Here is an 11,310-nt window from a genome sequence, read left to right on the forward strand (position 1 = left end):
AAGCACTGATAAGCTATAAGCTATGCAAACAACTCATTTAACCGAAACACATTTTTCCGATTTGCCTATCAATGGCAAAGTGATTGATGCACTAAATGCGGCTAATTTTACGCATTGTACACCAATTCAGGCGTTGAGCTTACCTCCTTTATTAGAAGGTAACGATATTGCCGGCCAGGCCCAGACCGGAACTGGAAAAACCATCGCATTTCTTGTCGCGACATTCCACCACATTTTAAGTCGTGCGCAGTCGCCTGAAGACAAGAAAGCTGGTCCCAGAGCCATTATTATGGCACCTACCCGCGAACTTGCTGTGCAAATTTATAATGACGCAGAACTACTCGCTCAACATACCGGACTTTCACTTGGTCTCATTTATGGGGGCGAAGGTTATCAAAGTCAACGGGAAACATTGCAGGAAGGGGTAGATATTGTTATCGGCACGACCGGACGCATTTTGGATTACTACAAACAAGGCGTGTTCAGCCTGAATAACATTCAGGTTGCTGTGCTTGATGAAGCCGATCGCATGTTTGACTTAGGCTTTATAAAAGACATCCGATTCTTGTTCCGTCGCATGCCGCCAGCCACCGAGCGCTTAAGTATGCTGTTCTCCGCCACGCTGAGCTACCGCGTTCAGGAACTGGCTTATGAACACATGAACAATCCTACTCATGTTCAGGTAGAAGCCCAACAAATGACCGCCAGCCGCGTGTCGGAAGAGCTGTTTTACCCGTCAGATGACGACAAGATGCGCCTGCTGCTTACCTTACTAGAGGAAGAATGGCCGGAAAAAGCCATTGTATTCGCCAACACCAAACACAGCTGTGAGCGGGTCGCCGACTGGCTCGAAGCTGACGGCCACAGAGTTGGTTTATTAAGTGGTGATGTTCCGCAGAAAAAACGCCTGGGCATTCTGGAAGCCTTTACCAAGGGCGGCTTAGACATTCTGGTTGCAACTGACGTTGCGGCGCGTGGCTTGCACATTGAAGCAGTGACACACGTGTTTAACTATGATTTGCCGGATGACCCGGAAGATTATGTACACCGCATTGGCCGCACCGGACGAGCGGGTAAAAGTGGAATTGCAATTAGCTTTGCCTGCGAAAAATACGCATTAAATCTGCCCGGCATTGAAGGTTATATCCGCCATCCAATTCCAGTTACCGATTATGTGCACGACGCCTTACTGGACGATATTACGCCACCGAGACAGCGTCAGCGTAAACAAAACCGACGTCCGTCTAACCGTCGGGGCAAAGGAAGACCACCGCAGCAAAAATAATACGGCGTTACACTATGCAGCCTGAAACTCAATATGACGCCGAGACACTCGGCGAATACTACGCGGCCGTTGACTTAGGATCGAACAGCTTCCATATGGTAGTTGTTCACGTGGTTAACGGAAGCGTGCAAATCATCGGCAAGGTAAAGCAGAAAGTACGCCTGGCAGCCGGTCTAGACAAAGACATGGTACTTAGCCTTGAGGCGATGGAGCGCGGCTGGCAGTGTTTAGAGACTTTTGCCGAACGGTTGCAGGACATTCCCGCTTCGAATATTCGCATTGTTGCTACAGCAACCTTGAGACTGGCTCGTAACGCTCAGGATTTCATCGAAAAGGCGGAACAGATCCTGAAACACCCTTTGCAGGTAATTTCAGGTGAAGAAGAAGCCCGCCAGATTTATTTAGGTGTGGCTTACACCTCAGCTAACCAGGGCAACACGCTGGTTATCGACATCGGCGGCGCCAGTACCGAAATCATCATTGGCAACGACATGCAGCCCATCCACTTGGTCAGTCTGGACATGGGTTGTGTAACCTTTATGGAACGTTATTTCCTCGACGGTGAGCTTTCACAAGCTAATTTCGACCGCGCCATGGAAGCAGCCTATGCTTTACTCGATCCGGTAGTAGACAGCTTTTTGTGCTTCGACTGGCACAACTGCCTGGGCGCCTCGGGTACTCCACAAGCCATTACCGAAATTCTGGTGAAACAAGAAATCAGCGATGCTATTCGCCTGGATTACCTGTATAACCTGAAACAACAATGCATCGATTGTGGCAATCTGGCTAACCTGGTGATTGATGGCCTGGAACCTAATCGTCAGCCTATTTTCCCCAGCGGTTTAGCCATTCTTCTTGCTTTGTTTGAGCGATTAAAGATTGCCACAATGAATATTTCTGGTGGTGCGCTACGCGAAGGTTTGATTTATGGCATGCTTGATAACGTAAAGCACAACGATCGCCGAACGCAAACCATCAACACGGTAATGCGCCGCTACCACATTGATAAACCGCATGCTGTGAATGTAAGAAAGCTGGCAATTAACCTGTGCAAGCAACTTTGTAAACAATCCGATTTATGCCATCTCGATACAGAGGCAGTATTAGACGCTGCTGCGATGTTGCATGAAGTGGGATTGCATATCGAATACAAAAAGCACCACGATCACGGTGCTTACATATTGAATTACATTGACTTACCCGGTTACACCCGCCTGCAGCGTGCCGCCATTCGCGACTTAGTAAAGTGCCATCGCCAGGCAGTTAAAATTGAACCGTTTAATTTGTATCACGATGATGTACGTGCCATGTTAATGGGGTTATTGCGCATTTTGCGTATTGCCGTGGTGGTATGCCTGCGCAGACATCAGCAGCACATTCCAGCAATTACACTGAAAGTGGATAACCAGGATTGGACCCTTACCTTCCCGGAAAACTGGCTGAAAGAGCATCCATTAATTAATGCGGAACTGGTAAATGAAGCCTGGTTACAACACCGGGCAGGATGGCACCTTACCTGCAAATAGCTCAAATAGCACTGCAACCAACCAGAAATACAGAACAGCTATTCTTGAAACTAACACATTGAAAAGGCGGAGTTATTACTTCGCCTTTTTATTTGAATTAAATTACTTTTGCTTCAACAACCTTGCAGCTTCTGGTGCAAAGTAGGTAAGAATGCCATCTGCGCCTGCGCGCTTAAATGCCAGTAATGATTCCAGGATCACCTGCTCCCGGTTGAGCCAGCCTTTTTCAAAGGCCGCCATATGCATAGCGTATTCGCCGCTCACCTGATAGGCAAAGGTAGGCACTGCAAGCTCTGATTTACAACGACGTACAATATCCAGATACGGCATGCCTGGTTTTACCATCACCATGTCGGCCCCTTCCTCGATATCCAGCGCAATTTCGGTAATCGCTTCGTCGCTGTTAGCCGGATCCATCTGATAAGTCTTCTTGTTACCGCCCTTAATATTGGCTGCTGAACCAACTGCATCGCGGAAAGGCCCGTAGTAAGCCGATGCATACTTAGCGGAATAGGCCATGATACAGGTATTAATGAACCCGGCTTCTTCCAGTGCATCGCGAATCGCACCGATTCGCCCGTCCATCATGTCTGATGGCGCCACAATATCCACCCCGGCAGCGGCGTGTGACAACGCCTGCTTGATGAGAATTTCTACGGTTTGGTCGTTTACCACATAACCATGTTCATCAATCAGGCCATCCTGACCATGCGAAGTAAACGGGTCGAGTGCCACATCTGAAATCAACATCATATCGGGCACATGTTTTTTCAGTTCCCTAATGGCCGTTTGCGCAATACCATCGGGGTTAAACGCTTCACTGGCGCACAGCGACTTGGCATCCATTGGTGTAACCGGAAACAATGCCATGCTGCGAATGCCGAGGTCATAGGCTGATTGCGCTTCCTTTACCAGTAAATCAATGCTCAAACGCTCTACACCTGGCATCGACGGCACGGCCTCACGCTGATTCGTACCAGGCAAAACAAATACCGGATAAATTAAATCGGCTGCACTTAACTGATTTTCTGCCACCATGGCGCGTAAGCCATCGGTACGGCGTAGTCGGCGCATTCTGCGCGGTAAATATTGTGAATAAGACATGTTTAACCTTTACTGTTTTGCCACAACCCGGTTTCGTCCGGCCTGTTTGGCTAAATATAATCGTTCGTCGGCTGTTTTGAGCAGGCTGTTTTCTTCATCACCAAAGGCAATCACCCCTGACACCACACCGGCACTTATTGTCAGCGAGATCACTTTGCCATCAAACATACAAGGCTGGGCGGCGATTTCAGCGCGCATGGCTTCTAATAACTGCTCCGCGCCATCTGTATCGGTATTAGGCAGAATGATACCAAATTCTTCCCCACCGTAACGGCACACATCGTCGCTTAGACGCTTTAGCTGCTGTTGCAGAATCGAAGCGACATGCTTAATACATGCATCGCCCGCACTGTGCCCATGTTGGTCGTTTACTGACTTAAAGTAATCTATATCAACCATAGCCAATGCCAGCGGCGTTTGTTCGCGGCGACTACGTCGTCCTTCTGCCTGGAGGCGTTTATCAAAATGGCGGCGATTGCGAATACCGGTGAGCGGATCAATCGTGTTGAGCTTTTCCAGCTCTCGGTTAGCTTCCGACAATTCCCTGAGGGCTATCTCCAGCTCCAGGGTTCGCTCGCCCACTTTATACTCCAATTCATCCTGAGTGGTTTGTTGCAGGTCAATCAATGCCTGTTTTGCCCTTACGGCCTCACGTTCCTGCTCAAGCGCATCCTCTTTCGCGGCCAGCATAAAATCGCGCTGACGGCTGTAACTGATAGCCAGAATAAAGGCCAGCATCAGCACTTCGATGGCTGCTCCGTAAACCAGCAGCACCTGTGAAGGCACATTAATCGATACAATGTCCAGATTGTCCAGACTAGCCGTAAATGCACTCACCAATAGCGCTCCCCAGGCCAGCGCATAGTAGCCTGCAACCGATACCTTTTTGCGAGCCAGCCAAATGGCCACCCCCATGATCAGGAACACGGTAAAGGTAAGCAATACCAGGAACAGGCGAATAGACACCGCATAATCCAGGAACAATGCGCTGGCAGCGATGAGGCCAAACGCACCCGCCAATACCTTGAATACAGTGGCCAAGCGCTTGCTGTGACTGGATATTTCCAACAGCGAAGCGGAAAACACAACCGCAAAAATCAGCGTGGTACTGGCAAACAGGGAGATCGCTTTAGACTGAAACCACGCTTGTTCTGGCCATAAATATTTGTAGGCAAAACCGTGTAACGTGGCAAGTGTAAGCCCCAAACAGATCACATAGCCGGTGTAGTAAATAAACGTAAGCGTACGTGTAGTGAAAAAGAAAAACAGATTGCTCAGTGCCATGGCTAACAACAAGCCAAAGAACAGTCCCATCACCAGGTTAGTGTTGCTTATATGTTCCCAAAAAGCCTTTTGCTGCCAGATTTTCACCGGCACTTTTACTACACTGCTCGATTGAACCCGCATAAATACGGTTGCAGATCCCTCTTGTTCGGGTAAGGGAAACAGAAACCCGTGATATTTGCTGTCGCGCTGTTCAAATGGCTCAGCATCGCCAGCATGAAACTTACCGGAACGTCCACCCGAATGAATCCATACATCTATGCTGTCCAGTAACGGATAACCAATTTCAATGTAAGCAGCCTGTTGATTAATACGGGTAACGGGCAAAGTAAAACGCAGCCAAACGGGTTCGTCAGACAACCCCGCATTCATCGGGTTATTATCCTCCCGCCAGGCAGCATCTGGCGCAGCCATAACCTGGTCAATAGCGTCGCTGTATTGCTTGTCGGTCAGCACCTTCAACGCGGGCCAATAATAATCCCGGGATTGTTGCAAACCTTTGTCGGTAAACAACACCAGTAATGCCACTACACAGACTACCGTAAGGCCAAACAGCCATTTGTCGGTTATACGGGTGGTGGGAGTACTAAACTGCATATTTCTGCCTACAAATTAAACAGCGCAATGCTGTTTTTGTAACTCGTCATCTCTACGTTTTCAACAGGTTGATCGAGTAACGTTGCAAGAGCATGACCTACATGAGGCAAAAAGGCCGGCGCATTATTTCGCTGCCGTGGTTTGCGTGTTTTTGGATACAAGTAAGGCGCATCGGTTTCCAGAATCAGCTTGTCTAGTGGCAGGCTGAGTACCGCTTCCCGCAGCGCTTCACCGCGTTTTTCGTCGCACAGCCACCCGGTTATGCCTATGTACAACCCCAACGCCAGATAAGACTGCATTTCCTTTACATTACCGGTAAAGCAATGTGCGATGCCGCCGGGCAGTGTTGGCATGTAGCGGTTTAGTAGCGCACACTGATCGCCAAACGCCTCTCGCTCATGCAGATATACCGGTTTATTGAGTTGTACGGCAATCGACAACTGCTTCTCGAACACCTCGCGCTGGGTTTGCCTCGGTGAGAAATCACGGTTGTAATCCAGACCACATTCACCAATCGCCACCGCACCAGGCGACTGCGCCATAGTGATCAGTGTATCCCAGTGATGAGGCTTTGCATCTTTGGCATGATGAGGGTGAATACCCAGGGTATAACACAAGGTATCCGGGTATTGTTGATAGAGTTGTTCAGCAACCGACCACTCATCAGGATGCGTAGTGATCAGGCAAAGCCGTTCTACCCCTTCCTGCTTTGCCTGGGAAATTGTTGCTTCAGCCGGCATTCTGTCATCAAACAGATTTACCCCAGCATCAAACCATGGCATTTACTGGATCCGTTTTACTTTAATGCGTCGGTTAACGTCGTTGTTGCTAAGGAAAAAAGAGCCTAACGAACCCCGTTCGATATACACTGCCATGCCTTCTTCCAATTTAAAGTAACCCGAATCCACCTGTTGCCATATGGCCCCCGACTTCATGTGGATAACCATTTTTCCACGGGCAGATTTGGTTACGTTAGCGACGGTATCAGTGATATTTTCAAGCGCCTGTACTTCAGACTTCACCTTCAAACCAAACTGACTTTGCGGAGCTGGCTTTGATGATGGCGCGGCGGCAATGTCAGAGGCACGCGGCTGAGGCTGTGATTCAGCCTGCGATTGGACAGATTGTTGCTTCTCTTCAACAATTTCTGTGATGGTTTTATCCATGCGCTGCGGCATAGGGCGCTTATTGGCTAATTCGTTTGCGTTTATGGCGTCGTAACAGGCTAACCGCTCAACGCCATTCTCTATCGCACGACATGCTGCCAGAGATTGTTGAAGCGTGTCTGCCTGCAACGAAGGCGCAATAATAAGGAATGATAATGCCGGCAATACTAGGTTGATTCGCAATTTCATGTGTGTGTCCTGTTTTTCTGACAACCAGACAAGCGCAACTTATGCAGGTTAGTAGGTATTTACCTGGGGATTGTCTGGTTATTCGTCAGACGCGTCTGCGTCGTCTTTTTTCGAATACATGCCACCTACAATGACACCAAACTCAAACAAAATCCACATAGGAACGGCTAACAGTGTTTGTGAAATAACGTCTGGTGGTGTGAGTAACATGCCCACAACGAAAGCACCAACAATTACGTATGGACGTTTCTCGCGCAGGCTGTCTGCGTCGGTAACACCAGTCCAGATAAGCAACACAATCGCAACGGGGATTTCGAACGACATTCCAAAGGCAAAAAACAGTTTCAGAACAAAGTTTAGATAACTGTTGATGTCGGTTGCGACGGTTACGCCTTCCGGAGCGACAGACGTGAAAAAGGCGAACGCGATGGGGAACACCACGAAATACGCAAAGGCCATGCCTGAATAGAAGAGAATGGTGCTGGAAAACAGCAATGGGGCAACCAGTTTCTTTTCATTGCGATACAAACCCGGTGCCACAAATCCCCAAACCTGGTATAGCACATAGGGAATGGCGATAAAAAACGACAGCACCATAGTGAGTTTAAACGGCGCGAAAAACGGTGAGGCAACGTCTGTGGCAATCATGGAGGCATTCTCCGGCAACGCATCCAGTAATGGCTGAGCCAGTAACTGGTAAAGATCGTTGGCAAAGTAAGCCAAACACAAAAACACAACCATCACACTAAGTAGTGCGCGCAGAATTCTGGTACGCAACTCAATAAGATGCGAAATTAAGCTGTTTTCTTCAGACATCTAAGGCTTTTTATACGGTTCTTGAACAGATTCAGCAGCCTTTTTCAACTCATCTACACTGTCTTGCAATTCTGGAGATAAGTCCTTCAGGCCTTGTTGCTCAGCTTTTTTCAAATTCTCATGCAGCTCGTGCACACGCAGTTGGTGTTCAACCTCTTGTTTAAAGCCGGAAGCCATATTGCGCACGCTACGCACAGTTTTCAGCGTAGATCGGATGGCTCCCGGTAAACGTTCAGGCCCCAGCACCAACAGCGCCAGCACACCAATCACCAGGATTTCAAAAAACCCAATATCAAACATTATTGTTTTTCTTTAACGGCACTTTCTGTTTTAGCTGACGCCGTTGCAGCTGGCGCTGGCTTTTCTTCTACTTTTGCCTGACCTTCTTTGAAGTCGGCATCAGCTTCTTCATCGGTAACTGCTTTCTTAAAGCCCTTCACCGCACCACCTAAATCTGAGCCAATGCTTTTTAGACGCTTGGTTCCGAACAGCAACACCACAATCAATAAAATGATTAACAGTTGCCACAAACTAATTCCACCCATAAAAACCTCTTACTTACTTCTGTACACACAGTATGCCACCGACAGCGTGGCCGGGCAGTACTTTTATCCCTGAATCAGTACATTCTACCGAGGCTGCGCCGATAAGCCAGCATTTGTTAGCTGGTCTAACCGAATAATTTTACGCTAAATTACAAAGCGATCGACGCAAGCAGTAACAAAAAATAATTTGCAGGCTCCGGCTTTATCGCGCAAGCTTATAAATAGCTGTTCAGCCATTAGGACCGGGCCACTTATGATTCGTTCCACATCTGCACTGCATGTCGCAACTAAAAGGATTTAGGTATTTGAAAACACCGTTCAGTAGTAAAGGGTGTTGGTTTGTCATTTATTTTCTCTGCGCCTTGAGTACGCAAACCTTCGCCGAGGAACAAACTGATATAACGTCTCTGCCGCCGGCGGATGACGCCTGGCTGGATATTTGGCACAGCAAGTTCAGCAATTCAATGCACTACACCGCGCAACAACTGGATGAGTTTTTCGCTTTAGACGGCAGTGATAACCATAAAGACGCCCGCGCTGAAGGGCGCGTCCGCTTTGGTATTGAACCAAGAAGTCGCGACCTCATGGCTACCGATTTTCGCTTTCGCATACGGGTTAAGTTGCCGGCTTTAAAAAATCGGGTTGATTTATTGCTGTCGGATGATGATGACTATACCCGCCAGGACAACATCCGCGCTGCGAGAGACTCGGTTAATCATTTGCAGGATTCTGCCAGTCTGGCACTTCGGTATCAAAAAAGTGAAAACTCCAACCTGTCTCATCGCATCGGTGCGGGGCGTGGCGATCAATTATTTGCCCGCAGCAGATACGAAGATGAAATAGCGTTAAACGAAAAGTTACAACTGAACTACGACGGTGAAATTTACTACTACACCCGCGACCAGTTTGGAGCGGAACTAGGGTTAAATTTCACCCGCATGCTCGCCGACGACAAATTTGTAAGAATGCAAAACCGCTATTATTTCAGAGACCGTAGTGACGACTGGTTATGGCGTCATGAGTTTCAGTATTTACGACCACTCACCGATCAAAGTGCCTTACTGTATACTTTTTTTATAAAAGGCCTTACCGAACCCAACTACCATGTTACCGAAGTGTATACCAGTGTGAGATGGCGTACGAACTACCGCAGAAGTTGGTTGTTCTTTGAATTGGAGCCCTTTGTGATCTGGTTGAAGGAAGAGCACTTTTCGCCTTCGTACGGCCTGGCTTTACGATTTGAGTTCTACTACGGAACAAACTAAAACGCACAACTGTTTACTTTTCACCCAATTAGTGATTAGCTTATTGTTCGACCGACTAACACACAGTGTTGATTGTTCTGGTTGCGCGTTAAGATAGAATTGGGTTTAATAATTGCCCAGAACTTTAGTCTAATGGATCGCAGAAAAGGGAGATTTGTTCGCATGCGTGTCAAGAATGCCATTCGCTTTGTGCTTTTCTTGGTGTTGTCTTTGCCTGCGTTTGCCCTTCAGCCTGAACATGATAAATCCATCACCTTTTTTCGAGACACGTTCCACACGAACGGCCCTCAAGCCACTTTGCAACCTGAGCGCCCAGCAACGGCTAAACGCATGAACGAGGAACTAATCCAGTTACTGTTTTCTGCATTTACTGCGTTTATGGTAGTGGGTGCTATCAGAGGACAACAGCGCCAGGACTTTACGCAGTTCCGGCAAAGCAGTAGTCCAAACTAACGTATTTCCGCCAAATCCTTCTAAAAATACAGTAGAAGATAAAATTTAATCATTTAACTTCAGTGCATTACGGAAATGCATGTTGTTTCTTTAAGCACGTAACAAATGTTGTTGTCTTCCAGCGCTGGGGGTTCATTAGTATATGGATTCGCTAGTGCGGGATCGTTAATAATCTCATTTAATGGCTTCTCACCAGATTGAATTAATACATTCAAAAGTAGAATCCTTAAGTCAGTTACAGCTATATCTTCATATAAATTAAGTAACCTGGCATTGGCGGTAAGAGCCAGGAGATGACCCACAACATTTCTGTAATTTTTAATCGAAGACCAGGTAATGTTCTCGAGTTCTTTCTTTCGTTCTTCATTCGCTTGTTGATCACGCTCAGCTGCCAATAGATACTCGGAAAATAAGTTACTTTTATCTGTGCTCTCAGGGATGAGTTGATTTTTAGTCATCCCGAAAAGCGTATTAATTGTCATGTTCTCTTTGTATTTTACCCTCGCCAAGAATTCGTGAAGGAGACCTTCATTTTTAGAAGGCTCGTCGGCTAAGTATTCGACTTTAAGCGCCCTTGTTCCGTCGGCAAATAATCGCAGCCACATTTTATTCATTGATATTTCGTCAACACTGAGAGGTTTCAATACCGGTTCAATTAGGTCCCAGTCTTTAAATCCTGACTTAACTAATAATTCAACTAGCGGAATGTAGATAGCTTCATAGTGAACAATGGGAAGTACTATAAATACAGCCTCTGAGCTGGTTTGCGAAAATGTTCGATCTAGCTTTGCTAAACTGCCTAACATTGTCGCTGCTTTACGGTGCTCACCATCGTTTATCAAAAAGAGTATTTTTACGCCCATAAATCGAAATAGGTTTACCAGAGCGCTTAAATCAGGTTCGGTAGCAATCGAATCGAGAAAATCGAAGTTACTGAGCTATAGAGCGACAATTAACTTGAACGGTTGAGCGACAACTATCTTGACCGGTTGTTCTGTTAAGGTTCGACACGACAATTCGAGGAGAATGGCGTGTCGGGAAATCACATCACAGAAAAACAAGTCAGGTTATATATGAAGT

12 protein-coding genes are annotated in these 11,310 nt (G+C 47.2%); 4 read left to right on the top strand and 8 right to left on the bottom strand.

The annotated features are described in order from the left end of the window. Positions 1-22 precede the first annotated feature (22 nt). Both rhlB and ACLR2L_RS14795 read left to right on the top strand, forming a co-directional pair. Positions 23-1,285 carry an ATP-dependent RNA helicase RhlB gene (rhlB, locus tag ACLR2L_RS14790; RefSeq protein WP_413369117.1) on the top strand — a complete coding sequence of 421 codons (1,263 nt, stop codon included), beginning with the start codon at positions 23-25 and terminating at the stop codon, positions 1,283-1,285. A 14-nt stretch (positions 1,286-1,299) separates the two neighbouring features. Beyond that, positions 1,300-2,811: a guanosine-5'-triphosphate,3'-diphosphate pyrophosphatase gene (locus ACLR2L_RS14795; RefSeq protein ID WP_413369119.1), complete on the top strand. Its 1,512-nt coding sequence runs from the start codon at positions 1,300-1,302 to the stop codon at positions 2,809-2,811. Between the two features lie 102 nt (positions 2,812-2,913). Here ACLR2L_RS14795 and hemB read toward each other — a convergent pair whose 3' ends face one another. The 7 genes from hemB to tatA form a co-directional block, all read right to left on the bottom strand. Continuing rightward, positions 2,914-3,915, bottom strand: coding sequence for a porphobilinogen synthase (gene hemB / locus ACLR2L_RS14800; protein ID WP_413369121.1), 1,002 nt, complete (start codon positions 3,913-3,915; stop codon positions 2,914-2,916). A gap of 9 nt (positions 3,916-3,924) precedes the next feature. After that, positions 3,925-5,796 carry a diguanylate cyclase gene (locus ACLR2L_RS14805; protein ID WP_413369123.1) on the bottom strand — a complete coding sequence of 624 codons (1,872 nt, stop codon included), beginning with the start codon at positions 5,794-5,796 and terminating at the stop codon, positions 3,925-3,927. Positions 5,797-5,804: 8 nt separating this feature from the next. Further along, a complete protein-coding gene (locus ACLR2L_RS14810; protein WP_413369125.1) occupies positions 5,805-6,578 on the bottom strand; it encodes a TatD family hydrolase in 774 nt (257 codons plus the stop codon). After that, positions 6,579-7,151: a type VI secretion system-associated protein TagO gene (locus ACLR2L_RS14815; RefSeq protein WP_413369127.1), complete on the bottom strand. Its 573-nt coding sequence runs from the start codon at positions 7,149-7,151 to the stop codon at positions 6,579-6,581. It lies immediately after the preceding gene. Positions 7,152-7,229: 78 nt separating this feature from the next. Next, on the bottom strand, positions 7,230-7,967 hold the full coding sequence (tatC, locus tag ACLR2L_RS14820; RefSeq protein ID WP_413369129.1) for a twin-arginine translocase subunit TatC: 738 nt from the start codon (positions 7,965-7,967) through the stop codon (positions 7,230-7,232). After that, positions 7,968-8,267 (bottom strand): Sec-independent protein translocase protein TatB, encoded by a 300-nt coding sequence (tatB, locus tag ACLR2L_RS14825; protein ID WP_140958143.1) that lies wholly within the window; start codon positions 8,265-8,267, stop codon positions 7,968-7,970. Continuing rightward, on the bottom strand, positions 8,267-8,512 hold the full coding sequence (gene tatA, locus ACLR2L_RS14830) for a Sec-independent protein translocase subunit TatA (RefSeq protein ID WP_140958144.1): 246 nt from the start codon (positions 8,510-8,512) through the stop codon (positions 8,267-8,269). Before tatA ends, tatB begins: the two co-directional genes overlap by 1 nt. Positions 8,513-8,817: 305 nt before the next feature. On the opposite strand from tatA, the gene ACLR2L_RS14835 reads away from it, so the two are divergent. Beyond that, on the top strand, positions 8,818-9,777 hold the full coding sequence (locus ACLR2L_RS14835; protein WP_140958145.1) for a hypothetical protein: 960 nt from the start codon (positions 8,818-8,820) through the stop codon (positions 9,775-9,777). Positions 9,778-9,939: 162 nt separating this feature from the next. After that, positions 9,940-10,230 (top strand): hypothetical protein, encoded by a 291-nt coding sequence (locus ACLR2L_RS14840; RefSeq protein WP_413369132.1) that lies wholly within the window; start codon positions 9,940-9,942, stop codon positions 10,228-10,230. 59 nt (positions 10,231-10,289) lie between these two features. On the opposite strand, the gene ACLR2L_RS14845 is transcribed toward ACLR2L_RS14840, so the two are convergent. Beyond that, positions 10,290-11,036 carry a hypothetical protein gene (locus ACLR2L_RS14845; RefSeq protein WP_413369134.1) on the bottom strand — a complete coding sequence of 249 codons (747 nt, stop codon included), beginning with the start codon at positions 11,034-11,036 and terminating at the stop codon, positions 10,290-10,292. Between the last annotated feature and the right edge of the window lie 274 nt (positions 11,037-11,310).

Source organism: Alteromonas sp. AMM-1 (assembly GCF_047290655.1).
GTDB classification, from domain to species: domain Bacteria; phylum Pseudomonadota; class Gammaproteobacteria; order Enterobacterales; family Alteromonadaceae; genus Alteromonas; species Alteromonas mangrovi.